Annotated in this window: 25 protein-coding genes; 11 read left to right on the top strand and 14 right to left on the bottom strand. The window is 64.1% G+C overall.

Translation table 11 applies throughout. The annotated features are described in order from the left end of the window. The first annotated feature begins 37 nt into the window (after positions 1-37). On the top strand, positions 38-1249 hold the full coding sequence (corA, locus tag EWM57_RS14820; RefSeq protein WP_129921940.1) for a magnesium/cobalt transporter CorA: 1212 nt from the start codon (positions 38-40) through the stop codon (positions 1247-1249). 168 nt (positions 1250-1417) lie between these two features. Here the strand turns inward: corA and EWM57_RS14825 are convergent, their stop codons facing one another. After that, positions 1418-4159 (bottom strand): hypothetical protein, encoded by a 2742-nt coding sequence (locus EWM57_RS14825; RefSeq protein ID WP_129921941.1) that lies wholly within the window; start codon positions 4157-4159, stop codon positions 1418-1420. Positions 4160-4293: 134 nt separating this feature from the next. Between EWM57_RS14825 and EWM57_RS14830 the strand changes: the two genes are divergently transcribed. The 3 genes from EWM57_RS14830 (at position 4294) to EWM57_RS14840 (ending at position 7092) form a co-directional block, all read left to right on the top strand. Next, a complete protein-coding gene (locus EWM57_RS14830) occupies positions 4294-4863 on the top strand; it encodes a hypothetical protein (RefSeq protein WP_129921942.1) in 570 nt (189 codons plus the stop codon). A gap of 32 nt (positions 4864-4895) precedes the next feature. After that, positions 4896-5453, top strand: coding sequence for a hypothetical protein (locus tag EWM57_RS14835; protein ID WP_129921943.1), 558 nt, complete (start codon positions 4896-4898; stop codon positions 5451-5453). Positions 5454-5607: 154 nt separating this feature from the next. Next, the gene (locus tag EWM57_RS14840) at positions 5608-7092 is read left to right on the top strand and encodes an APC family permease (protein WP_129921944.1); all 1485 of its coding nucleotides are present in this window, start codon (positions 5608-5610) and stop codon (positions 7090-7092) included. A gap of 83 nt (positions 7093-7175) precedes the next feature. On the opposite strand, the gene EWM57_RS14845 is transcribed toward EWM57_RS14840, so the two are convergent. After that, entirely contained in the window at positions 7176-7874 is a 699-nt protein-coding gene (locus EWM57_RS14845) for a carboxypeptidase-like regulatory domain-containing protein (RefSeq protein WP_129921945.1), read from the bottom strand. Positions 7875-8120: 246 nt separating this feature from the next. After that, complete coding sequence (locus EWM57_RS14850) at positions 8121-8483, bottom strand: hypothetical protein (protein ID WP_129921946.1); 363 nt, start codon at positions 8481-8483, stop codon at positions 8121-8123. Positions 8484-8685: 202 nt separating this feature from the next. Between EWM57_RS14850 and EWM57_RS14855 the strand changes: the two genes are divergently transcribed. The 3 genes from EWM57_RS14855 (at position 8686) to EWM57_RS14865 (ending at position 11755) form a co-directional block, all read left to right on the top strand. Further along, positions 8686-10029, top strand: a complete 1344-nt coding sequence (locus tag EWM57_RS14855; RefSeq protein WP_129921947.1) for an NAD(P)/FAD-dependent oxidoreductase — start codon at positions 8686-8688, stop codon at positions 10027-10029. A gap of 84 nt (positions 10030-10113) precedes the next feature. Beyond that, the gene (locus tag EWM57_RS14860) at positions 10114-10341 is read left to right on the top strand and encodes a hypothetical protein (RefSeq protein ID WP_129921948.1); all 228 of its coding nucleotides are present in this window, start codon (positions 10114-10116) and stop codon (positions 10339-10341) included. 55 nt (positions 10342-10396) lie between these two features. Beyond that, positions 10397-11755, top strand: coding sequence for a 4Fe-4S binding protein (locus EWM57_RS14865; RefSeq protein ID WP_129921949.1), 1359 nt, complete (start codon positions 10397-10399; stop codon positions 11753-11755). 195 nt (positions 11756-11950) lie between these two features. On the opposite strand, the gene EWM57_RS14870 is transcribed toward EWM57_RS14865, so the two are convergent. From EWM57_RS14870 to EWM57_RS14885, 6 genes are all read right to left on the bottom strand, one after another. Next, positions 11951-12364 (bottom strand): hypothetical protein, encoded by a 414-nt coding sequence (locus EWM57_RS14870; RefSeq protein ID WP_129921950.1) that lies wholly within the window; start codon positions 12362-12364, stop codon positions 11951-11953. Positions 12365-12613: 249 nt separating this feature from the next. Then, positions 12614-12745 (bottom strand): hypothetical protein, encoded by a 132-nt coding sequence (locus EWM57_RS21800; protein WP_262708251.1) that lies wholly within the window; start codon positions 12743-12745, stop codon positions 12614-12616. Between the two features lie 590 nt (positions 12746-13335). Continuing rightward, positions 13336-13788: an alpha/beta fold hydrolase gene (locus tag EWM57_RS21625; RefSeq protein WP_242510083.1), complete on the bottom strand. Its 453-nt coding sequence runs from the start codon at positions 13786-13788 to the stop codon at positions 13336-13338. A 3-nt stretch (positions 13789-13791) separates the two neighbouring features. Further along, on the bottom strand, positions 13792-14328 hold the full coding sequence (locus EWM57_RS21630) for an alpha/beta fold hydrolase (RefSeq protein WP_242510084.1): 537 nt from the start codon (positions 14326-14328) through the stop codon (positions 13792-13794). Between the two features lie 93 nt (positions 14329-14421). Beyond that, positions 14422-15141 carry a GAF domain-containing protein gene (locus EWM57_RS14880; RefSeq protein WP_129921951.1) on the bottom strand — a complete coding sequence of 240 codons (720 nt, stop codon included), beginning with the start codon at positions 15139-15141 and terminating at the stop codon, positions 14422-14424. 75 nt (positions 15142-15216) lie between these two features. Then, a complete protein-coding gene (locus EWM57_RS14885) occupies positions 15217-15726 on the bottom strand; it encodes a peroxiredoxin (protein ID WP_129921952.1) in 510 nt (169 codons plus the stop codon). Between the two features lie 169 nt (positions 15727-15895). Here EWM57_RS14885 and EWM57_RS14890 point away from each other — a divergent pair, with 169 nt between their 5' ends. From EWM57_RS14890 to EWM57_RS14900, 3 genes are all read left to right on the top strand, one after another. After that, on the top strand, positions 15896-16609 hold the full coding sequence (locus EWM57_RS14890; protein WP_129921953.1) for a glycosyltransferase family 2 protein: 714 nt from the start codon (positions 15896-15898) through the stop codon (positions 16607-16609). Between the two features lie 74 nt (positions 16610-16683). Further along, positions 16684-18153: a cellulose synthase family protein gene (locus tag EWM57_RS14895; protein ID WP_129921954.1), complete on the top strand. Its 1470-nt coding sequence runs from the start codon at positions 16684-16686 to the stop codon at positions 18151-18153. Continuing rightward, entirely contained in the window at positions 18150-19460 is a 1311-nt protein-coding gene (locus EWM57_RS14900; RefSeq protein ID WP_129921955.1) for a glycosyltransferase 87 family protein, read from the top strand. Before EWM57_RS14895 ends, EWM57_RS14900 begins: the two co-directional genes overlap by 4 nt. Positions 19461-19468: 8 nt before the next feature. Here the strand turns inward: EWM57_RS14900 and EWM57_RS14905 are convergent, their stop codons facing one another. The 5 genes from EWM57_RS14905 to EWM57_RS14925 all read right to left on the bottom strand — a co-directional run bounded on the left by EWM57_RS14905 (position 19469) and on the right by EWM57_RS14925 (position 22805). Beyond that, the gene (locus tag EWM57_RS14905) at positions 19469-20068 is read right to left on the bottom strand and encodes a TIGR04282 family arsenosugar biosynthesis glycosyltransferase (protein ID WP_129921956.1); all 600 of its coding nucleotides are present in this window, start codon (positions 20066-20068) and stop codon (positions 19469-19471) included. Positions 20069-20142: 74 nt separating this feature from the next. Next, positions 20143-20709, bottom strand: coding sequence for a rhodanese-like domain-containing protein (locus tag EWM57_RS14910; protein ID WP_129921957.1), 567 nt, complete (start codon positions 20707-20709; stop codon positions 20143-20145). A gap of 19 nt (positions 20710-20728) precedes the next feature. Beyond that, complete coding sequence (locus tag EWM57_RS14915) at positions 20729-21268, bottom strand: heme NO-binding domain-containing protein (RefSeq protein WP_129921958.1); 540 nt, start codon at positions 21266-21268, stop codon at positions 20729-20731. Positions 21269-21405: 137 nt separating this feature from the next. Then, a complete protein-coding gene (locus EWM57_RS14920) occupies positions 21406-22245 on the bottom strand; it encodes an anti-sigma factor (RefSeq protein ID WP_165370534.1) in 840 nt (279 codons plus the stop codon). A gap of 2 nt (positions 22246-22247) precedes the next feature. Beyond that, the gene (locus tag EWM57_RS14925; protein ID WP_242510085.1) at positions 22248-22805 is read right to left on the bottom strand and encodes an RNA polymerase sigma factor; all 558 of its coding nucleotides are present in this window, start codon (positions 22803-22805) and stop codon (positions 22248-22250) included. A 262-nt stretch (positions 22806-23067) separates the two neighbouring features. Here EWM57_RS14925 and EWM57_RS14930 point away from each other — a divergent pair, with 262 nt between their 5' ends. Next, positions 23068-24465, top strand: coding sequence for an NAD-dependent succinate-semialdehyde dehydrogenase (locus tag EWM57_RS14930; protein WP_129921960.1), 1398 nt, complete (start codon positions 23068-23070; stop codon positions 24463-24465). Positions 24466-24531: the final 66 nt, after the last annotated feature.

Here is a 24531-nt window from a genome sequence, read left to right on the forward strand (position 1 = left end):
CACGGCCTACGCCCTGCTCCCGACCACACGCTGCCCCATGCTTTCCGACCCCAACAACCTCACGGTCACTCCCCCACCCGCCGAGCCCGCCCCCGGCTCCTTCGCCGCCGACCAGGCTCTGGGCGGCGTATCCGACCGCGACGCCACCCGGCAGGCCCGGGCCCAGTCGGTGGGGCAGCGGCCGGGCACGCTCACCGTGCGGGAAGGCTCGCTGCCGCCCCGGCTGTTTCTGATTTCCTACGACGACACGTTCTTTCAGGAAACCGAGTACACCAGCTACGACGAGCTGCTCGACTTCTTCCGGGCCCACCCCGAGCTGCGCCACTGGATTGACGTGCGCGGCTACAACGACCTGGCCCTGATGGAGCGCCTGATGCAGGACTTCAACCTGCACCCGCTCCAGATGGAAGACGTGCTCGGCGACTACCAGCGGGCCAAAGTGGAGCTCTTCGACGACAACCGGCTGTTTCTGGTCTCGCGCATGACCGACTTCACGCCCCTGCTCGAAATCGACGACGACCAGCTTTCCATCTTCACCGGGCCCAACTACGTCATCAGCTTCCAGGACGACTACGACGACTGCCTCGACAGCGTGCGGAGCCGGATCCGGTCGGGCTTCAGCAAGATCAAGCAGAAGCCGGTGCTGTACCTGGCCTACGCCCTGACCGACGTGGTGCTCGACCATTACTACCCCACCATGGCCGCCATCGGCGACTATATCGAAACGCTGGAGGAGCGCATCTTCAACGGCCGCTCCGACCGGCGGGTGCTCAACCGGATTCTGCACATCAAGAAAGACATCGTACGCTTCCGGCGGCTGGTGTACCCGGAGCGGGAGAAGATTGCCGAAATCCTGCGCATGCACGACGAGGTGATTCCCGAAGACATCAAGCTGTACTTCAAGGACTGCTACGACCACGCCATCCAGGCCATGGACCTGGCCGAAAGCTACCGCGAATCGGTCAGCAGCCTCGTGGACCTGTACCTCTCCGACCAGAGCAACCGCATGAACGAGGTGATGAAGGTGCTGACCATTATCAGCAGCATCTTTATTCCGCTGAGCTTCGTGGTGGGCCTCTACGGCATGAACTTCCAGCGCGAGGCCCCCGACGGCACCATCAATCACCTGAACATGCCCGAGCTCTACGAGCCCTGGGGCTACCCCGCCCTGCTGGCCCTGCTGGCCCTCATCGTGACCGGGCAGCTGATTTACTTCTACCGCAAAGGCTGGCTGACGAACGGGCGCTGAGGCCGGCCGCCTTGGTTTTGTGCTATTGCCAAGCCGGCGGCGGCAGCCTGCTCCGGACCGGTTTCCGGATAGGCACAGTGTAGGCAGCCTATCCCCACCCCTTACGAGCCTTCTTCGAAAAATCACAATGATCCGCCCGGTGAGAGGTCAGCTCCCGGGGGCGGACGGCTACTCGAACTTGAGGGTAGTGCGGCGCAGCTCGGGGCCCATGACCCGGTAGAGCTCGTAGGCCGCGGCGGCCTTGTCGTGGGTGAGGCCCACGCGGGGGGCGCTGCTGTCGAAGGGCTGCCCGCTCACGAGGCGGCCCTGGCTGTCGTAGAGGTAGGCTTTGCGCGGGCCCGGCTCGGTGAGCACAAACACGCGCCGGCCGGCCCCGAAGTCGAAGTACTGCACCGGCTTCGGGCCCGACGTGACGAAGGTCTGGCTGAGCAGGAGCCGGCCGCCGGGCTCAAACAAGCTCAGGCGGCCGCCTTCCTCCCGCACCACCACGTAGCTGTGCTGAATCTGGTCGGGCACGAGGCGGAAAACCGAGTTGCGGCTCCAGGTGGCCACCCGGCTCCGGCTCACGATGTCGCCGCTGAGGTTGAACGTGACCCGCTCCCCGTGCTGGGTGACCACCGTCAGGCGGGTGCGGCTCAGCGTGGCGGCGGCCTCCACGAAGGCGCCGGTGTGCAGGCGCGCGCCCATGCTGATGGGGAAGCCCGGGTACACGCCGCCCTGCTGGTCGAAGGCGTACACGTAGCCGTTTTCCAGGGGCACCACCAGTACGTCGCGCCCACCCACCACCAGGTAGTGCGGCGGGGCGGCCAGGGCAAACTCCATGCGCTTGGGCTGCCAACCTGGGTAAGCAGTACCGCGGGCATCGTAGAGAAACAGGTTGCCCCCGCCCCCGGCCACCAGCAGCCGGGCCGCCGGGTTGGTGGCCGTCCCGCCCGGCGAGACGGTCAGGGAGCTGATCTGCACCGTATCGGGTAGGTTCAGCGGGAAATTGGGCGCCTCCCGGCCCCGCTCGTCGAGCAGGTGGAGCTGGTCGGGGGTGGCAAAGAGGTAGCCGCCGTTGGCGCCCAGGCGCTGCACCGGCTCCACCACCGGCCCCGGCAGCGAGTCCGACCAGCTGACCACGTTGTCGGGCGTCACGTAGTGCAGCACGTGCTGGGCGTCCTGGACCAGGGCGCCGGGCCGGGTGGTGCCGGCCACGGGCACGAGGGTGGGCGAGCTGGTCAGGCCGGTTTTGAAGGCCAGGGTGCCGCTGGTGCCGTTCTGGGTCTGGGGCCGGGCCACGGCGGGGCCCAGGGCCGGATGGCGCAGCACGAGCTGGGTGTAATACTGCGCGTCGGCGTCGTTTTCGTTGGCGGCGGGCACAAACTGCAGGGCCACCTGGGGAAAGCGCTTAAACAGGGTTTCGTTGCGCAGCAGCCCCGCCCGGCGCTCCTCGACTAAGGCCCGCAGCAGCACGTTCCAGCTGTTGCGGGTGTCCAAGAACACGCTCATGCGGGCCAGGGGCTGGGTTTCCTGCAAAAACGCCACCTGGGTGGGGGAACGGCTCCAGACCTGCCCCGCCACCACGTCGGTGAGCCAGCCGCGCAGGCCGGCGGCATCTTCCCCAAACACGAGGTAGTTGCCAACCTGGGTCACGACCGGGGCCGCGAAGCCCTTGAATAAGGAGCCCAGCAGCCGGGCCGGCAGCTCGGGCACGCCGGTCTGGTAGATCTGGTAGGGCCCCACCCGCTCGAAGCTGGGGCTGGCCCCGGTTTGCCGGCGCAGCTGCCCGAGCCAGATGGCGGCCTTTACCTGGCTGGGACAGTAGACCAGCGCCAGCTTGGCCGGGCGGCTGCGGGCCGAGGGCGCGGCCAGATAGCACAGGCCCACTTCCTGGCTGAGGCCGGCGGCCAGGCTGTCGATGAGCGGGCCGGTGCGCGCGGCCAGGGAGTCGGCGGGCGGGGCGCTCAGGCGAGCTTCGCGCAGCACGGCGGCCTTGTCGAGGCCCAGGTGCACCAGCACGGCCGTGCGCAGGGAAAGCACCTCGGCCATGCGCAGGCGCTGGGCGGGCTGCCCGCGCAGGCGCTGGTGCAGGGTGCCGTGGGCCACCTCGGGGTTGGCAAAGCCGTTGAACACGACCTTGTTGCCGGCCAGCTTCATTTCAAACTGCCCGTTGCGGGCCAGGCTGGTGACGGCGGCCAGCCCCGGCCCTACCTCGGAACGGAAAAACAAGCTCAGAAACTGCGGCATGCGCCGGTAGTTGATCAGCAGCGTGGCGTCCACGTCCTTGAGCTGGAAGAAGTCGGTGTTCTGAAAATCGGCGGCCACCGAGGGCAGGCCGGGGTGGTCGAGGCGCTGAATCACGGCTTCAACCAGGGCCGAGCTGGCACTCAGAATCAGGTGGTTGCGGTAGTTGAAAAACGTCAGGCCGTGGCCGGTGCCCTTCTCGCGCACGTCGGTGAGTTCCTCGCCGTGAAAGTCGCGGCTGCTGATGACGTAGCGGGCGTCGCGGCGCAGGCCATCGACCAGGGTGCGCACCTGCCGGTACTCGCGCACGCTGCCGATGGGCACCTGAAACAGCACGTCGAAGCTTGCGGGGCCGGTCACGTGCACGGAGGTGAGCACCTTTTTGCGGCCCAGAAAGCGCAGTACCACGTTGCGGCCCCCGGCCACGCTGTCGGCCAGCGTCACGTTGTCCTCGACCTGCTGGAAGTAGCGCACGGCCGTCAGGTTGTCCCAGAGCTGGGTTTCCTTCAGGTGGCGCATCAGCGTAGGATGGTCGTGGGTGGCCATCACAAACACGGCATCGTCGGGCACCAGGGCCCAGCTGTCGACGGGCACGCTGGCCACGCTGCGGCGGTAGTAGACGTAGGAGCCCAGGGCCGAAACCAGCAGCAGTCCAATCAGAAACACCAGAAGCTTTTGCGACATGCAGTGGGGCCGGGAGATGCGGGCGGCAAAAATAGCTATTCGAGGCCGGACGGCGGAAGGTTACTTTTACCCGGCCCCGCGCCCCGACTCGAAATATGCGGGCCAGGTTCTATATTGGGTACTCAATCAATGCTATGCGGCGCGCTCGTCTTCTTCTGCTCGGTTTCCTGGTGGCGCTTGCCGGCTGCTTTCAGCTGCGCGAGCCGGAGCCGGCCGGGGCAGTCAGCGAGTGGATTCAGCCCACCCAGATTGATATTCTGCTGACCAACTTCAGCACCGCCGTGCAGAGCCGCAACCCGGCCAACTACGAGCGGTGCTTCAGCGGCCCGGGCTACCGGTTTGTGCCCGACCCCACCTCGGCCGGCACCACGGCGGCGCTGTTTGCCAACTGGAGCGTGAGCGAGGAGCGCGACTACTTCAACAGCCTGCGCCGCCGGGCCCCGGCCTCGGGCCAGAACCAGCTGACGCTCACGAGCCGGCGCGACCAGTTTTTCACCACCGACTCGGCCGAGGTGTCGGCGCTCTACCAGTTGCGGGTGCCGCAGCAGGACACGGCTTTTCGGGCGAGCCTGCTCGAGGGCAGCATCCGGCTGCTGGTGCGGCGGCGCAACAACGAGTGGAAGATTGCCGGCTGGCGCGACCAGCGCACAGCCGCCAATCAGACAACCTGGACCGACCTGAAAAAATACTTTATCAGCCACTAGCTGCTTTCTTCCGCTTCGCCGGCCTACTCCCCATGCCCTCTTCGCTCCTGCCCCCGTCGCTGCTGCCCTGCCCCCCGGCCCTGCGCCGGCTGCTGGCCGCGGCCGGGCTGCTGGCCACGGCGGGCTGCAACCCCTTCGCCCCCGCCCTCGACGACGCCGTGACGGACCCCAACAAGCTGCTGGGCAACCCGGTCACGGTGCGGGGCTTCTTCGACCGGTTTCGGGCCAGCTACCAACTGCGCGACTCCACGCTCTACGGGCAGCTGCTCGATAGGCGCTTCACGTTCACCTACCGCGACTTTGCCAACAACGTGGACCGCACCTGGAACCGGGACGTGGAGATTAACACGACCTACAAGATGTTTCGGGCGGCCCGCAGCGCCAACTTGCAGTGGACTCAGTACCTACCCACCTCCGACACGGCTTTTTCCGACACGCTAGTGTACGTGGAGCGCGGCTTTAGCCTGAGCATCGAGCAGCGCGACGACCAGAACTTCACCGGGGCCGGCTCGGCCCGCCTGGTGCTGGTGCGCAAAAACAAGGACGCCCCCTGGCGCATGCGCAGCTGGTACGACCGCAGCGAGTTTTAGGGCCGTAGCTCGGATTTTCCGAATTTGAGGGGTGCTGGGCGGGGTTCCCCGGCTGGCCGGGCGGCAAGCAAGATGGGCTTCGAAGCAGCAGATTGCCAGCAATCCTTTCCAACGTCCTATCTTCCGGCCTAAACTCCCTCTTTCCCTTCTTTCAATGTCCGAACAACAAGGCCACTTCAAGCGCGCCATTACTCTTTTTGACGCCATTATGCTGGTCACCGGCAGCATGATTGGCTCCGGTATCTTCATCGTCTCGGCCGACATTGCCCGGCAGGTGGGCAGCGCGGGCTGGCTGCTGGTGGTCTGGCTGCTGACCGGCTTTATCACGATGGCCGGGGCCATCAGCTACGGGGAGTTGGCCTCCATGTTCCCGAAAGTGGGCGGACAGTACGTGTATTTGCGCGAGGCCTTCGGGCGCCTGACGGCCTTTCTCTACGGCTGGACGCTGTTTCTGGTCATTCAGACCGGGGTTATTGCCGCCGTGGCCGTGGCCTTCGCCAAGTTTACCGGCGTGCTCGTGCCCTGGTTCAGCGTCAAGAACGTGCTGTACGAAACCGTCATCTTCGGCTGGGATTTCACCTTTTCCTCGGTGCAGCTGCTGGCCATTCTGCTCATCGTCGGTATCACGGCCATCAACGCCCGGGGCGTGCAGGCCGGCAAGCTGATTCAGAACGTGCTGGGCAGCACCAAGCTCATTGCCCTGGCCCTGCTCATCGTGCTGGGCGTGGCCTTCGGGATCAACTCCGACGCCATTCAGGCCAACTTCCACGATTTGTGGAGTGCCACCCGCTCGGCAGCCCCCGGCGTGACGGCCGCTACCACGCCCATCAGCGGCTCAACTCTGCTCATTGCCATCGGCATGGCCATGACCGGCTCGCTGTTCTCCTCCGACTCCTGGAACAACATCGGCTTCGCGGGCGAGGAAATCCAGAACCCGGAGCGGACCCTGGTGCGCAGCATGGCCATCGGCACGGCCATCGTGACGGCGCTCTACATCCTGATCAACGTGGTGTATCTGCTGGTGCTGCCCCTGGCTGGCTCGCCAGAGGCCACCACGCTGGCGGGCCGCGGCATTCAGTACGCCACCGACGACCGGGTGGCCACGGCCGTGGCCGAGTCGGTGCTGGGGCCGGTGGGCGCCGCGGTGATGGCCGTGCTGATTATGCTCAGCACCTTCGGTGCCAACAACGGCATCATCTTGAGCGGAGCCCGAGCCTACTTCGCCATGGCCAAGGACGGACTCTTCTTCCCCGGCCTGGCGCGGCTGAACGGTGCCGGCGTACCCAGCCGGGCTCTGTGGGTGCAGGCTCTCTGGGCCAGCCTGCTGTGCCTGAGCGGCTCCTACGGACAGTTGCTGAACTACGTGATGTTCGCCGTGATTCTGTTTTACGTCGTGACCATCATCGGCATCTTCGTGCTGCGCCGCACCCGGCCCGACGCGCCCCGGCCCTACCGCGCCTGGGGTTACCCGCTGGTGCCCCTGCTCTACGTGGTGCTGGCCTCGGCTTTCTGCATCATCCTGCTCATTGCCCCCGACACCGCCGAATTTTCCCGCCGCGGCCTGGGACTGGTGGCCCTCGGGTTGCCGGTGTACTTCATCTTCGGCAACCGCTTCGCCAGCCGCGCCGCGGCGGAATAGCAACCCCGAAGCTCCCAATAAAAAAGCCCCGCCGTATTCACGGCGGGGCTTTTTTATTGGTCTTACTAACGGAACCGCAGCGGCTACTTGCGGCGGCGCTTGCTGCCTTCCTTGGGCAGCAGGGTCACGTTGACGGGCTGGGAGCCGCGGGCGCGCATCTCCTGGTCCTGGTAGCCGCCGTAGCCATAGCTGAGCGTGTTGTCGCCGGCGGGTACTTCCAGCGAGTAGTTGCCATTGGCGTCGGTGCTGGTCACTTTGCGCGAGCCTTTCAGCATCACGGTAGCGCCGGCCATGGGCTTGCCTTCCTCGTCCAGAATCCGGCCCGAAAGCGTCACGTTAGCGGGTTCAGCAGTGGCCGCGGGAACAGCGGCCGGCGCTTCTTCCACGGCCGGAGCGGCGGCGGGCTGAGCGGCTTCGGCTGGGGCCGCGGCCGCGCCGGCCATGGCCGTGGGGCGGGCGGCGGGCCGGGCGGCTACGGTAGCCGTGGCGCCGGACTTCTTAACTTCTTCCGTAGTCGCCTCCTCCGCGGGGGCAGCGGCGGCTTCCTCGGCCGGGCGGCTGCCGGTGACGGTAGCGTCGCCGAGCATAATGGAGGGCATCACGCTGGAAATCGGGGCCTTGCCGGTTTTGCCGGGGGCAAAGGCGTAGCCCAGACCCGCCAGCACCACCACGGCGCCTACAATGATGGCCAGCTTACCGTTGCCCGAGGACAACGCCTGCTCTTCGTCATCGAGTTGGGTTTCGTTGTCGAGTTCCGGTTCAGAGTAGTTGTTAGAATTCATAAAGGAGAGCTTCGGGGTAAAAGAGTGGGTTCAGGCGGGCAAAAAACCAGTTCGAGGAAGTAGAAAAAACAATCCCCTAGCAGCAAGGCCACTATGGGATTCTAAAGATATAGAAATAGTCCAGCACAATCATAACGCAAGCGTAACCTGACTGCAAACTAGTGCGTATGGCCGGCCACAAAAAAAAGCGGCTGCTTCCGTCGCGTGACGAAAGCAGCCGCTTTTTTGTGGCCTAAGTAAAGCAGGCTAGTCGTGGGCTGGGGAGGCGGGGCCGCTGGGGGCCGACTCGCCAAAATCCTGGTCCTGGGTGCGGATGCTGTTGCCCATTTCGTTGCTGCCTTCCTTGGTAAAGCCCGGCCCCTGGGCCTGCTCGCCCTCGTTGTAGTGGTCGTTGCCGCCCTGGGGCGTGGTTTCGCTGCCGCCGATGTGCAGGTTTTCGAGCTGGTCTTTCTGGTCGGAGCGCTGGGTGTAGCCCCGGGCCCCGATGTTGCGGTGGGCGCTGGCGTCGTCCGACTCCTTGTCGTTGCTGACGCTCTTCTTGAATTCTTTCTCGTTTTCGAACTGCTCGTTTTTACCAGCCGAAGTATCGTTTTGGTTGTCGATGGCCATGGTGGGGAATCTTTAGTGACGTGTGCTTTCTCTTACGCGCCTTGCGAGGCTTGGTTGGGCCCGGCAGGGAACCCCGACGCAAACCGAAACCCGCCCGAACCAGTACATCTGCCCAAACCGGGTTCTACTGTGGCGGCGCTACCTTTGAAGCCCGACGGTAAAGCGGCTGGTCTGGCTGGCTTTGGGTTCCCTACTCTTCACTATGCGCCTCGTTATTATCGGCAACGGCATCACCGGCGTCACGGCGGCCCTGACGGTGCGCCGGCTCCGGCCCGCGGCCCACATCACGCTGGTTTCGGCCGAAACCAAGCACCACTACTCCCGCACGGCGCTAATGTACGTGTACATGGGCCACCTGCGCTACCCCGACATCAAGCCGTACGAGGACTGGTTCTGGGCCGAAAACCGCCTGGAACTGGTGCACGCCACCGCCACCGCCCTCGATACCGAAGCCCAGACCGTGACCCTGAGCACCGGCCAGGCCCTGCCCTACGACAAGCTGCTGCTGGCCACGGGCTCGGTGAGCCGCTTTGCCGCCTGGCCCGGCCGGCAGCTGGCCGGGGTGCAGGGCCTCTACGGGCTGCCCGACCTGGAGCAGATGGCGCGCGACACCCGCGGCATCAGCCAGGCCGTGGTGGTCGGGGGCGGCCTGATTGGCGTGGAGCTGGCCGAAATGCTGCACTCCAGGGGCATCAGCGTCACGGTGCTGGTCCGCGACGCCCACTACTGGGGCTCGGTGCTGCCGCCCGAGGAAGGCCGGCTCGTGCAGCAGCAGTTCGCCGAAAACCACGTGCCCGTGCGCTACCTAACCGACCTGCGCGAAATCCTGGGCGACGCGCACGGCCGGGTGCGGGCCGTGGTGACGACGGCCGGGGAGGAAATTGCCTGCCAGTGGGTGGGGGTGGCCACCGGCGTGCAACCCAATTTGAGCCTGGCTCAACTCTCGGCCGTGGAAACCGACCAGGGCATTCTGGTTGATGAGCGGCTGCAAACCAGCGTGCCCCACGTGTACGCCGCCGGCGACTGCGCCCAGCACCGGCAGCCCGGCGCGGGCGAAGTGGCCGTGGAGCAGCTCTGGTACACAGGCCGGATGCAGGGCGAAGCCGTGGCCCATACTATCTGCGGGCAGGCCACCCCCTACCGCCGCGGTATCTGGTTTAACTCGGCCAAGTTCTTCAACCTCGAATACCAGACCTACGGACAGGTGCCGGCCCGGCCCACTGCGGGTATCGAGAGCTTCTACTGGCAGCACCCGGATGGCCGTCAGGCCCTGCGGATTAACTTCGAATCGGCGGGCGGCCACGCCGTCCTGGGCTTCAACGCCCTGGGCTTGCGCCTGCGCCACGAAGTCTGCGCCGGCTGGATCGGGACCCGCACGCCGGTGCACGCGGTGCTGGAGCAGCTCGGAGCGGCTAACTTTGACCCCGAGTTCTTCCGCCAGCACGAGCCGGCCATCGTGGCGGCCTTTGCGGCGGCCTACCCCCAGCAGCCCGTCGGGCTGCGGCGCCGTAAGGGACTGTGGGGCAGGCTGAGCGGGCCGGTTTAATCGAGGTGCGGCAGGCCGGTGCTCACCATCCGTTCTGCTCGGAGGGCTTCCCTTTTATTTTTTCTGCATTCAACGTTTCAAGTCGTGGATTTCTCCAAGCTCTACAAGCCCAGCGCCCTCAACAGCTACCAGTTCATTGCCATCACCGGCCTGATTATGAGCGCCGGGGCCCACTTGGTGCTGCATTTTTTCGTGCACCGCCAGCCCGAGGGCTTTTCCTGGCTCTACGTCTGCTGGACTGCCCTGTACGTAGTGGCCTCGCTGATGAATTTGTTTGGTAAGCCCGGCGAAGGGCATCACCACCACCACTAGGCTGCGCCTTTTCATTGAGCGCCGCCTTCCGCCGCTCTACTTTTCCTCGTCTCTGATGGCTGCTTCCGTTTCCGCATCTACCCTGCTGGCTCCTGCCCCGCTGCCCGCTACCCCGCCGGCCGAAAAGCTTCCGCTGGCGGCCGTGGCCCTGGGGCTGCTGGCCCTGCTCGTGGCGGCCACCGCGGCCGACCCTGCCCGGGCCCGGCTGAGTATGTACGTGGCCCTGTTCCTGCTGAGCATCGGCACGCTCACTTGGGCGGCGCTGAAGTTTGGGCGGCCACCGGCCGGGGTGCGCCACGACCACCTCTGGCAGCGGGCTAGCACCAGCCGGGGCGCCATTGCCTGGGCGTTGGGGGTAGCGCTGACGGGCTTTTACGTGGTGCTGTACTGGTTTCCGGCCTACCTCGAAAACCTGATCCGCACCCTCGACCCGCTCAGCCAGCTGCTGCGCGGCAAGCCCGCGGACCAGTGGTTTCTCTACGGCACGTTCTACACCCTGGCCGTGCTGCTAATGGGTGGGCGGGCCCTGTGGAAATACCGCCACTCCCGCTACCAGCTTATCCGGACCGGCTCGGTGATGTTCTTTCAGCTGGGTTTTAGCTTTCTGCTGCCGGGCCTGTTGCTGCTGCTGCAAAAGCCGGAGTTCTACTTTTCCTACTTCTGGCCCCTGAAATACGACTACCTGTTTCCGGGCACGGTGAGCTACCTGCTCCGCGACGGGCAGGCCCTGGGCGTGTTTATGGTATTTTGGGGCGCGGTAATGTCGTTTCTGGCCACGCCGGTGCTCACCTACTTCTTCGGCAAGCGCTGGTACTGCTCCTGGGTGTGCGGCTGCGGGGGCCTGGCCGAAACCGCCGGCGACCCGTACCGCCACCTGGCCGACAAAAGCCGGGCCGCCTGGCGCTGGGAAGTGCGCCTGATTTACCCGATTCTGGGCTTCATCATCCTGGTCACGGTTCTGCTGTGGGTGGCGGCCTCGGGCGCCGTGCCGGCCGTGCAGCCCCTGGCCGAAGGGCTGAGCAAAACCTACGGCTTCGTGATTGGCTCCGTGTTTTCGGGCGTTATTGGTGTGGGCTTCTACCCGATTATGGGAGCCCGGGTCTGGTGCCGGTTCGGCTGCCCCATGGCGGCCTACCTGGGTTTGCTGCAAAAGCACTTCTCCCGCTTCCGCATCACCACCAACGGCGGCCAATGCATTAGCTGCGGCAACTGCTCCAACGTCTGCGAGATGGGCATCGACGTGAAGCAGTACGCCCAGCGCGGGGAGCCCATCATCCGGGCGGCCTGCGTGGGCTGCGGCCTCTGCTCCACGGCCTGCCCCCGGGGCGTGCTCAACCTCGAAAACGGCCCCCGCACGGGCCGCTACCAAGCCTCCGCCCTTATCCACTCGGATTCGCTGCGAATCCTGAGCTAGCCCGCCAGGCAGGTTTTTATAAAAACTTACTCTAGTGAAACGCGCTAAGTGCGGGTTCACGAAACTCACTGCTGCAAGCGTTTTATGCACGTTGATTTCGTGCACCTGTTTATTGAACTCAGCATAAGACAGTCGCCAATATCAGCTACGTTATGAATGAGCTATAAGTAGCAGTTCAACTAATCGAGGGCATTTCTACCTATAGGTACGCTTGCCACGTATCGGTTGCTTGGTTTGCTCGTCCCAGCGTAGCTCGCGGCGATGGATGAGATACCACTGCTCCCAGCGGCGGACCACCTCGGGCGTGGTAGTATGAGCAGCGGTGTACTGCGCTGGGTTTCGCAACGGGGCCGAGATGCCAGTAATAGTTTGCATAAACCCAAGGGCTCTGCTGATGCCGGCCACCACAAATACACTATCGCCGGCAATGGCTGCATAATCCGTCCGATTTCGCCCACCGACACCCAAGCCATTCACTTCGCGGTGCAGTACAGCAAAGGAATTCCGAAAAAAGGTATCAATGCGCGGGTCTAAGCTCTCCACATGGGACGTACCGATGCACGCGCTCAATAGCCCTACCAGAATCGCAAATAGAACAGGACGGAACATAGGCATTCGAACATTATTCCTACCGGATTATATACAGATCTGGACGCATGACCCAGACTATCTAATTACTTTTCTTCCCTCCTTATGTAGCCTTCCGCTATTGATTATCATCCATCACCTAGCAATGAAGGGTATAGCATCTCGCCCCCACAACAAGTGAGGGGTTTATGGTCTGGATAGTGGCCCTGCTGGTGCGGCTGTTACCACAACCATAAACGGGCCGCTACCATTGAAAAGACGGTCCAATGATTAATGAGAAGAGAGCCAAGCGTACCCTTTCGTGAGCACCCAGTAGATGCTGAACATGACCAGCAGCAGCACACCGATGGCCACTCCCACCAGCAACTTTCCTTTGAAGCCTTTCCCGTCGTAAATAGACATGAGCCGAATATAGTACCACGCGCTTCTCACTGCAGCCTGGAGGATGAAAGGAGCTATTTATTTTCTTTTCACCAAGTACATGTCAAAGTCTTTGTTGATCAAGACGTGCCGTTTTTTGATCAAAATTGTATCGGCATCCACGAAAGCACTGGAACGTCGAAACAGAGGTCGATAACTGGTTTTAGCGGGTATCGCTATACGGTAACCCAGCAGGCGCTTTCTGCGCTTTCTTGTCTTATGGACAGTATGAATGGAAGTAAGCAGCAAGTGCTGCGGGCGCGTTTCGTAGTGCCCCGAATCCTCGACGGAATAGCCTGTATGGGTCCATTCGCTATACGTGTAGATGTCGGGCCCCACTAAGGTTAGCCACATTCGGATTTCACCCCGCCCCACACTGCCCGAGTATCGGATGGGATAGGTGGATGAGGGTGCTTCACTTAGCAATAAGTAAGTGAGCAATATTACCACTGTACGGGAGAAGAATAAAAACATTAATCCATTACATAATGATGACTGAACTGTTCGCCTAGTTCAAAAAAAACGGTCCTTTGGCTGAAAAGCCAATCCGACGCCCCTTTCTAAGTTGAGCCTTACCCCAGAAACCCTAGCAGCGCCTTGTAGAACTGCGCCGGGGCTTCGAGGTGCGGAATGTGGCCCACCTTTTCCAGTTGTACCAGCTTGGTGCCTTTGATCAGGCTGGCCGTGCGGCGGCCCAGGGCCGGATATTGGCCCATTAAGGCCAGCACTTTCGGGTCTTTGATAAGGGCCTTGCCTACGACTGTGCGGTCGGCCTGGCCGATGATGAGTAGCGTGGGTGCCGTGATGCGGCTGAACTCATAGTTGACCGGCTGCTGGTAAATCATGTCGAAGGTCAGGGCATTGGCGCGGGCCACCTTCGCAAAGTCGGGGCTGCGGGTCTGGGCGGCCAGGGGCAGCAGCCACTGGTCGTGGGCCGCCGGGTAGCCGTTGGGGTAATAGGTTGCGTGGTACTTGCGGATGCTGGCCTCAGTGCTTTTCAGCTCGGTAGCCTCGGCCTGGTCCACGGACTAGAACGGCACCCCGACGCGGTAGTCTTCGAGGCCGATGGGGTTTTCGAGCACCAGCTTTTCCGTGGCTTCGGGGTAGAGCAAGGCAAAGCGTGCGGCCAGCATGCCGCCCATGCTGTGGCCCACCACCACGGCCTTTTTCACCCCCAGCGTGTCGAGCAGGTGCTTGGTGTTGCGGGCCAGCTGGTGAAACGAGTAGTGCAGGTCCGGCTTGTCGGATTTTCCAAAACCGATCTGGTCGGGCACCACCACCCGGAAGCCGGCGGCCGTGAGCGTGTGGATCGTTTCGCGCCAGTAGGCCCCGAAAAAGTTCTTGCCGTGCAGCAGCACCACGGTGCGCCCGTTGGCCCGGGCCGTGGCCGGCACGTCCATGTAGGCCATGCGCAGGCGCTGCCCTTCCAGCGTCAGGGGTAGGTACTTGACCGCAAACGGATACGCGTAGCCGTCGAGCGTAGCATTTAGCGGAACATTCTGGGCCCGGCCGGAGGTACTCGTTCCGAAAACCAGAAACAGCAGCAGAAGCAGGTATCGTGGCATTGCAGCGTACTAGGGTGAGGTCTTCCTACGCAAATGCGGCCCACAAAGCCCAGATGCCGGGAGCGGATACGGGCATCTGGCGGCGTGTCTGGCCTAGCGGCCCGGGGCCGGCGACTGCTCGGCCAGAGCGGCCGTGAGCACGTCGCGCAGCTCCTGGAGCCGTTGGCGTACGGAGTGCAGGTCGCGGGCACTGGCCGAAATGGTGCCGGTCCGCATGGTCAGGTAGCGGGCAAAAGCGGCGCTATCGTGGAGCAGATCCGTCAGTTCATGCTGTTTGGCCTGCCACGCTTCGACCTGGCCCTGGTGCAGATAGCCCCAGCGCAATGCCATGGTCATGCTAACCAGCCCGGCCAGTTCGGCAAGCAGCGTTTCCTCCTCGGGCGCAATGGTGCGCGCTTCCCGGCCAATTACGCAGAGCGAGCCGATATTCTCCCCGTCGGGCATGTGCAGGGCCGCCCCGGCATAAAAGCGCAGCCCTGCCGCCTGGGCCACAAACGGGTTGACCAGGTCGCAGCCTTCCCGCGACAAGTCGGTGTAGGTCAGCACCTGGTTTTGCAGAATGGCCGCTGAGCAGAGGCTGTCGGCCCGATCCAAGCGCTCCAGGTCGGGCAGCCCCACGTTGCTTTTGAAAAACACCTGCTGCTCGTCGACGAGGGAAATCAGGGAGATGGGCAGGTTGAACAGCTGGGCGGCCAGGGCCACGTACTCATCGAAGATGGGTTCGGGGGTGGTGTTGAGAATCTGGTACTGGTGCAAGCTGCGCAGCCGCTGCGGATCATTGTCCGGAATCAGCGACGTAGGTAGAGTATTCATGACACAAACATTTTCTCGCCCTGGAATGCGCCGGCCGAGTTTTTGTCAAAAATAAGCCATTCTTGTCCTGAATATCTACAACAGCACCCGGGGGCTGCCATTTTTTCTGCGCGACCCGGCCTTGCTGGGGGCCGCCAGATTTTGCAGCACCTGCTTGGCGATGCTGACGTGGTCGGTGGCCCCGCTCAGGGAGTTGAAAATGTACCGGACAATACCCTGCTGGTCGATGACGAACGTGACGCGGCCCGGCAGCAGCCCGAGCATGGCCCGGGGTACCTCGTAGAGCTTGCGCACCCGCCCACCCGCGTCGGCCAGCAGCTCGAAGGGCAGGCGGTGCTTCTGGGTGAACTTCTGGTGGGAGGCCTCGCTGTCGGAGCTCACGCCTACCACCTCGGCGCCCAGGTCGCGGAAGTCCTCGTACTGGTCGCGGAACGAGCAGGCCTCGGCCGTGCAGCCCGGCGTGTCGTCCTTGGGGTAGAAGTACAGCACCAGGCTGCGCCGGCCGCGCAAATCGGCGAGGTGAAACGTGCCGCCGGAGGTGGTGGTCAGGGAAAAATCGGGGGCCGGGTCGCCTACCTGGAGCATGAGTGCGGGGGTGAGAAAGTGAAAAGATGCCGTTGAAAAAAACGCGCCGCTCAGGCGAAGGTTTGGCTGGCGTACTGATTCTCCCGGTTCCGGGCTGCATCTTTGCGCTTTCCCCTCGGGTTAGTGGCCCCGCCCCAATCCATATTCGCCGTCTTCTCGTTTGTTCCGAATGCCTCCGCCCCTGCCCGCCGTTCCGCTTATCGACGTTATCATTCCGGCTTACAACGAGGAGCAGTCCATTGGGCGCGTGCTGGCCGACATTCCCGCCGGACTGGTGCGGGAGGTGCTGGTCGTTGATAATAATTCCCGGGACCAGACCGGGGCCGTGGCCCGAGCCGCCGGGGCCACCGTGGTGCGCGAAAACCGGCCCGGCTACGGGCACGCCTGCCTGGCGGGCATGGCCCACTGCTTTGCCCGCCCCGCCACCGACCAGCCCGACATCATCGTGTTTCTCGACGGCGACTATTCCGACTACCCCGAGCAGCTGCCCGAGCTGCTGGCGCCCATCCGGCGCGGGGAGGCCGACCTGGTTATTGGCTCCCGGGCCCTGGGTGAGCGGGAAAGCGGGGCCATGCTGCCCCAGCAAATTTTCGGCAACTGGCTCGCCACTACCCTGCTGCGCGCGTTTTACGGGGTGCGCTTCACCGACCTGGGGCCGTTTCGGGCCATTCGCACCGACGCCCTCAAGCAAATCGGGATGCAGGACACGACCTACGGCTGGACCGTGGAAATGCAGCTCAAGGCCGCCAAGCTCAAGCTCCGCAGCCAGGAAGTACCCGTGCGCTACCGCCGCCGCATCGGTGTGTCGAAGGTATCGGGTACGGTGAAGGGCACGCTGGGCGCGGGCTACAAGATTCTGTGGACGATTTTTAAGTACTTGTAAGCTCGCCGCCCCGCCCGGTGCGCCGGGTCTCGCAGCCGTTTTCTTCCCCAATCCCGCATGCTTCTTTTCCGCTGATGCCCGAACTGGAAACCGCACTTCTGGTTCTTTACGGCCTGTGCCTGACGTTTATTCTGGGTTTCAGCCTCGCGCAGCTGCACCTCACGCGCCTGGCCCGGCGCGCCTACCGGCAGCCGCCCCTGCCGGCCCCCGCCGCGCCCGCGGCCTGGCCCCTGGTGACGGTGCAGGTGCCCCTTTACAACGAGCGGTACGTGGTAGAGCGCATCATCGACGCCGTGGCGGCCCTCGACTACCCCGCCGACCGCCTCCATATTCAGGTCCTCGACGACTCCACTGACGAAACAGTGGCCCTGGCCGCCGCCCGCATTGCCTACCACCGCGCCCGGGGCCGGCGCATCGACCACGTGCGCCGCCCCGACCGACAGGGCTTCAAGGCCGGGGCCCTGCGGCACGGCCTCACCGAAACCGACGGCGAGCTGGTGGCCATCTTCGACGCCGACTTCGTGCCCGAGCCCGACTTTCTGCGCCGCACCGTGCCCTACTTCGCCGCCCCGGAGCTGGGCGTAGTGCAGACCCGCTGGGCCCACCTCAACGCCGCCGACTCCCTGCTTACCGAGTTGCAGGCCTTCGGACTGAATGCCCACTTTCTCGTCGAGCAGGTGGGGCGCCAGGCCGGCGGGCACTTCATCAATTTCAACGGCACCGGCGGGGTGTGGCGGCGCACCTGCATCGAGGACGCCGGCAACTGGCACGCCGACACGCTCACCGAGGACCTCGACCTGAGCTACCGGGCCCAGCTGCGGGGGTGGCGCTTCGGCTACCTGCCGCGGGTGGCGGCCCCGGCCGAGCTGCCTGCCGCCATGGACGCGCTCCGCTCCCAGCAGTTTCGCTGGAACAAGGGCGGGGCCGAAACCGCCCGCAAGCACCTGGGCCGGGTGCTCCGCTCGGGGCTGCGGCCGGCCACCAAGGTGCACGCCACGTTTCACCTGCTCAACAGCACCGTCTTTATTGCCATTCTGCTGATGGCCGTGCTGAGCGTGCCCCTGCTGTTTGCCCGGGAGCACCGGCCCGAGTTTGAGCCCGTTTTTAAGCTGGCCTCCCTGTTCCTGCTGGCCCTCGCGCCCCTGGCCTACTACTATTTCACGGCCTGGCGCCTGGCCGAGCCGGCAGCTCCCTGGACGGCTTTCGTGCCCAAGTTCCTGCTGTTTTTAGCCATGTCAATGGGGCTCTCCCTGCACAACACGCAGGCGGTGCTGGCCGGGCTGGCCGGGCGCCGGTCGGCCTTTATCCGCACGCCCAAGCTCGGGCTGACGGCCCCGCCCCAACGCTGGCAGCGCCGCTACCGCACCGGCGGCCTCGATGCGCGCACCGGGCTCGAAGGCGTGCTCACGCTCTACTTCCTGTTTGGCCTGGGTGCGGGCCTGTACTTCGGCAATTTCAGCCTGCTGCCCCTGCACCTGCTGCTGACTACCGGCTACGGGTTGGTGTTTTACTACTCGGTGCGCCACAACCGCCGCGGGGCATGAGCAGCACCCGGCGCGGCTTCGTTCAGGTGCTAGCCCTGCTGAGCAGCGCGGCAGCCTACCTCGGGCTGGCCTATCTGACTCCGCGCCCGGCCCTGGCGCAGGTGCTGATGCTGTTTGCCACGGCCTTCGCCGCCTACGCCGGACTGCTGCGCGCCGGGCTTACCCTGCGCTGCGGGTTGCTGGCGGCCCTGCTGCTGCGCCTGCTCTGGCTGCCGGCCACCCCGGCCCTGTCCGACGACTACCACCGTTTCCGCTGGGACGGGACGCTGGTGGCGGCCGGGCAGAACCCTTACCGGCACACGCCCCGCGAATTGCAGGCAGCCCAGCCGTCGGCGCTGTACGACCGGCTCAACTCCCCGGCTTACTACTCGGTGTATCCGCCGGTGTGCCAAGCGGCGTTCGGCTTGGCCAGCGGGCTGTTTCCCGACCAGGAGCTGGGCTTCATTGTGGTGCTGCGCCTGCTGATTATAGCGGCGGAAATAGGCACGGCCGCGCTGCTGGTGGCTCTGCTGCGTCATTTCGGACAGCCCACCGAACGAGCGTTGCTGTATCTGCTCAACCCCCTGGTTATCGTGGAGCTTACCGGCAACCTGCACTTCGAAGCCCTGCTGATCTGCGGCGTGCTGGCTTCCCTGCTGGCCCTGGTCCGGGGGCGGGTGGCGCTGTCGGCGGGGGCGCTGGCGCTGAGCATTGCTACCAAGCTGCTGCCGTTGCTGCTGCTGCCGTTGTTGCTGCGGCGCCTGGGCTGGCGGGTATTTCTGGTCTATACCGCTCTAACGCTACTGCTGGTGGGTCTGCTATTTGCCCCATTCCTGTCGGCCGGGTTGGTGGGCAACTTTGGCCGTAGCCTCGATTTGTACTTCCACAAGTTCGAGTTCAACGCCAGCCTATACTACCTGGTCCGGGCTCTGGGCTACCAGATTACGGGCTACAACGAAATTGCCCGCATCGGAACCGGGCTGGGCGTTTTGGCCGCGGCTTGGCTGCTGGTCGTGGCCGGCCGGGAGCGGCAACCAAGTTTCAGCACCCTGCCCACGGCGGCCCTGGCGGTCCTGACTGGCTATTACCTACTGGCCACCACCGTGCATCCGTGGTACCTGACGCCGCTGGTGGCACTGAGCGTATTTACCCGCCAGCAGTTTGCCCTGGCCTGGTCCGCGCTGGCGCTGCTGTCGTACGGAGCCTACCGCGGGCCGCGCTACTCCGAAAACCTGAGTCTGGTGGCCTTGGAATATGGTCTGCTGCTGCTGGTGCTCCTCTGGGAGTTGCGCCGAAAACCGCTGGCACAGCTCCCAAGCGGGGCTTAAAGCGGCTTCTAGCGCTTGGTTTTTTGACGCCAGGCAGTCAGATCCGCCTCCGTGTCCACGTCCTGCAGCTTGGGCAGCAGCGCGAGTCGCAGCCCCAATTCCTGGGAATCGGCCACAGTGTCGGCCAGTACGGAGTCAGTGCTCCAGGTTTTATTGGCAAACAGCAGCAGGTGCAGCCGGTTCATACCCAGCAGGTAGTACCCCCCGTCCTCAGCTGGGCCCAGCACTACGTCGTGGGTTTGCAGCTGCTGAAAAGCCTGTTCCAAGTGAGTTGTGGTCAATTCCGGGCAGTCGGTACCGATGATGACGGCCGCGGTAGCGCCGCTGGCAAAGGCCTGGGCGAAGGCCGTCACCATGCGGTGGCCCAGGTTGCCGGCGGGCTGCAGGCGCTGCTCGCAGTCGGGCCACCGGTTGGGGCCCGGCGTCAAGGCGGGCTCGGCAAACCAGACCGTCTTGTGCGCCGGGGCGAGGCCGTTGGCGGCCGCGCGGGTCAAGGCCAGCAGCTCTTCGTACACGGCCAGGGCTGCTTCGTCGCCGAGCGTGCGGGCCAGGCGGGTTTTAACGCGGCCCAGCTCGGGGTGCCGGGCAAAAATGAGCAGGTGATTCACAAAAGGAGCAACTGAATGGACGGAACGGGCCGGAGCTTCGGTTCCCAAAGATGGGCCTTCAGCGCGTAAGTTCGCTATTCGTACACTTTATTGCCGCGCTGCAGCCAGGCACTCCACAGCGCGGAATACGGGTGCACGTTCTGGGTTGGCCCCTGGGCATTCACCACCGCGTGGCCCTCATTTACCCACTCGAAGATGCCGCCGTAGAGGTTGCGCACGTGGGTGAAGCCCAACGCCCGCAGCCGCTCCCCCACCCGCTCACTGCGGTAGCCGACCGAGCAGTACACCACAATAGGCTGGTCGCGGGGCAAGTCGGCAAAGGTGGCCTGCTCGTAGTGGTCAAAGTTCACGAAGCGTGCCCCGCGCAGGTGACTAACCTTATACTCAGCCGGCGTGCGCGTGTCGAGCAGCACCACGGCCTCGGACTGGCGGCGCAGGGCGGCCAACTCCGCGGGCTGAATCAGGGGCACCGTTTCGCGGTAGAGCGTGCGCAGCAGCTGGGCGTAGGCCGCGCTGGGCCCCGCGGGCTGCTGGGCCGGACGCTCCTTGCTGCAGGCGGGCAGCGTGACGAGGCCGACCAACGCCGGCAATATTCCTAAAACGCTTTTGGCAGCCCGCCAGAACCCAATTTTCTTTGTCATGCTTGCTACGGCCCGCTACTTAGTGGCGGCGCACCTGAATCGTGACCTGCTGCCCATCCTCGCGGGTAGTGGCCTGCACTTCAATCTGATCAGCCTCGTCGAAGTAGGTGGCCAGGCCGCGGATAATGCCCACGGCCAGCGCGCCCATGCGCCGCTCCGACTCGTAGCGCACCTCCAGCTCGTTTTCGGACCGGCGCGTGACGTGCAGCGCGGGCGGGCGGGTGCCGGGCAGGTCGCGGCGCACGGCCCCGTGCATGGCTTCCTCGGTGTGCTCAATCATGGCCAGCGTATCCCAGCCGGGCTGCACGTAGCGCTTGTACACCAGCATCAGGTCGGGCACCAGAAACTCGCCGAACTTTTCCTGGAGCTCCGCGGCCGGAATCCCCGTCATTTCGGCCGCCTGCCCTACCAGGGCAAACATCTGCTCGTCGGGATACACACGCATCATCTCGAAGTCGGCGCTGCTCAGGCCCGACAACTCCACCAGCCGAAGCCAGGTGCTGTGGTCATAGTGAACTTGAACGAAGCGTTTGAGCAGGTTGATGATGGAGCCGTGCATGCTAAGCTAAAGTGGGTGGGGAATAAGCTCCTGCATAAACCCCGACTCCGACCCGGTTGTTACGACCAGCTCAACAATTCCCTCGCTACTCGCTGAAACGCGCCCCGCCCGGATAGGACGAGGCGCGTTAGCAGAGGTTAAAACTTCCCAATAACCGTCATGGTCGACAGCGTCGGATTCTCGCTGCCGCCTTCAGGCTCCACCGTCATGGCAAAGGCCTGGGCGCTGCTGATATCCTTCATCTGCTGCAGACTGTCGCCGGCCGTGGTGGCCGCCACCAGCACCCCGGCGTCAACGGGCTTGCCGTTGTCGAGGGCCCAGAGCTGATATTGCTTGCCAGCGGGTGGGGCGGGCAGACGGCGCACGTCCACGAATACGGCTTTGGTCGCCGCGTTATACAGTACCCGGGCCTTGGCCGTGGGCGCGGCAGGCGTGCCGGAGAGGTCAATGGCTTTGAACTCGTCGTTGCGCAGCACCTGCACCTGGCTGGCCAAGCTCTTGTTAACGGCCTGCATGGTCGTAGCCACCCGCGACTGTTCGGTTTGGGCAATAACGAGGCTGGTTTCGGCGTCTTTCCAGCGGTTGTACAGCACTAGGTTGGCCGCCGCACTCAACAGCAGCAGCGCCACGGACGCGGCCATCAGCCAATTGAAGCGGGACGCGCTTGGTTCCGCTTCGGGCACCAGCTGGCGCACCACGGGCTCGGCCGGGGCCGCGGCCACCGGTTCCGGCGCCTGTACAGGCTGGTGAATGGCCGACTGCCAGCCGGCCAGCACCCGCTCGCGCAACCCGGCGGGAGGCTCCACCGTATGGGCTTGAGCATAGCCGTCTACGGCGGCCAGAATGGCCGTCAGCTCCCGCTGGATTTCGGGGTGCGTCGCGGCTTGGCGCTCCACTTCGGTGCGCTCCGCCTCGCTGAGTACGCCCAGGGCGTATTCTTCGAGAATTCCTGATTCGATGTAGTCCTGAATGTTCACGGTTATCGAATCAGTTTAGACAATACTTTGATAGCCGCCCGGGCCCGGGTCTTGACCGTTCCCAGGGGCAGGTTGAGTTCTTCCGCCACTTCACTTTGCGTAAATCCGCCAAAATAGAGCAGGTCAATAACCTGCTTCTGCTCGGGGTTGAGCTGGGCCGTTATTTCCTGCAAACCAATGTGCTCGGGCCGGAACGTGGGAACGGCGGCCTGACGCAACGCGGCACTCTCCTCTAAAGGTTGCGTGCGACTACTTACGCGGTACTGCCGGGAGCGGATTTTGTCGATGGCTAAATTCCGGCAAACATTCAGCACCCACGTAAACAGGCGCCCTTTGGTGGAATCGTAGGACGAAAAAGAGTGCCAGATTTTTACCAGCCCTTCCTGCAAAACGTCTTCGGCCACTTCTTCCGTCTTCACGATGCGGAGAATCACCCCGTATAGCGCCGCCGAATATTTGTCGTAGAACAGAGTCATGGCCGACTCGTCCCGGTCGCGCAGGCGCTGCACGAGCAATTCCTCAAAATCGGGTATGGATGACTCGGGGGAGTGTAGTGTCACGGGAGCAACTGTAAGAGGAGCCGGCGCCAGTAGGGCTACCGGCCGACAATGGGCGAATGTACTGATAAAGCGAATTCCGCCGATATGGTTTAGCCCAAATCGCCGCGGCGGGGCTCGAATTTGTTCCGGCAGCTGGCCCGGGGCCCGAATTTGAGTTCTGACAAAGCTGTGCCCGGGCCGAAACCTGACCCGTTTAAGCTGGTTTGCGTACCCAAGGGCGGCTTCGCCCTGTCCTTTTTCGCCCAGCTTTTTCCTTCCGCCCATGGCCATCGAATCCTTCAACCCTTACACCGGCCGCGTGCTGCGGCGCTTTCCAGCCTTTTCCTGGAGTAAAACGGAGCGCATTCTGGGGCAGTCCGCCCGGGCCGCCCGCACCTGGCCCCGGACCACCTTCGCCGAGCGGGCCCGCCTGATGCACCGGGCCGCCGACCTGCTGCGGGAGCGGCAGGATGAGCTGGCCCGGCTGATGGCCCTGGAAATGGGCAAGCCCATCACCGACGGCCGCGCCGAGGTGCAAAAGTGCGCCCTGACCTGCGACTACTACGCCGACCACGCCGAGGAATTCATGCGCGACGAAGACGTAAAGTCGGCGGCCCGGCACAGCTTTATTGCCTACGAGCCCCTGGGCGTGGTGCTGGCCGTGATGCCCTGGAACTTCCCCTTCTGGCAGGTTATCCGCTTTGCTGCCCCGGCCCTGATGGCCGGCAACGTGGGCCTGCTCAAGCACGCTTCCAACGTGCCGCAGTGCGCCCTGGCTCTGGAGCGCATCTTCCACGACGCGGGCTTTCCGGCCGCCACATTCCGCACCCTGCTCATCGGCTCCGACCTGGTTGAGAAGCTCATTGAGGACGACCGGGTAAAGGCCGTCACGCTGACCGGCTCGGAGCTGGCCGGCTCCAAGGTAGCCGCCACGGCCGGGGCCCAGATTAAGAAGACAGTGCTGGAGCTGGGCGGCTCCGACCCGTTTGTGGTGCTGGCCGATGCCGACCTGACGCTGGCCGCCACCACGGCCGCCCAGGCCCGGATGATTAACTCGGGGCAGAGCTGCATTGCCGCCAAGCGCTTTATCGTGCACAAGTCCATCGTCAAGCCCTTCATCAGCCAGCTCAAAACTCACCTGCTGGCCCTGCGCACCGGCGACCCGCTCGACGAGGCCACCCAGTACGGCCCCCTGGCCCGCCCCGACCTAGCCGACGAGCTCACCCAACAGGTGGAAGATTCAGTTCGGGCCGGGGCCAAGGTGGAGCTGTACGGAGGTCAGTCGAAACCCGGTACGGCCTTGTTTCGCCCCACAATTATTTCGGGCGTCCGGCCGGGGCAGCGGGCCTACGAGGAAGAGCTGTTCGGGCCGGTGGCCATTGTGATGGAAGCCAAGGACGACGAGGACGCCATCCGCTTGGCCAACGACTCGCGCTTCGGCCTCGGGGCCTCGGTCTGGACCACCGACGTGCGGCGCGGGGAAGCCGTGGCCCGGCGCCTGGAGGCCGGGGCGGTATTCGTGAATTCGATGGTGAAGTCGTCGCCGGAAATTCCGTTTGGGGGCGTAAAAAAGTCGGGCTACGGGCGGGAGCTGTCCTACCTGGGGCTGCGGGAGTTCTTGAACCAGAAAAGCATCTGGATTGGGGGCGAAGCCGCGCCGACCAAGAAAAAAGTGGAGTAGCACTGCCCAACCAGACGTGTCTTTTGAAATGCAAAAGCCCCGCTACTGCCTGGTAGCGGGGCTTTG

Source organism: Hymenobacter persicinus (assembly GCF_004167665.1).
Lineage (GTDB): Bacteria > Bacteroidota > Bacteroidia > Cytophagales > Hymenobacteraceae > Hymenobacter > Hymenobacter persicinus.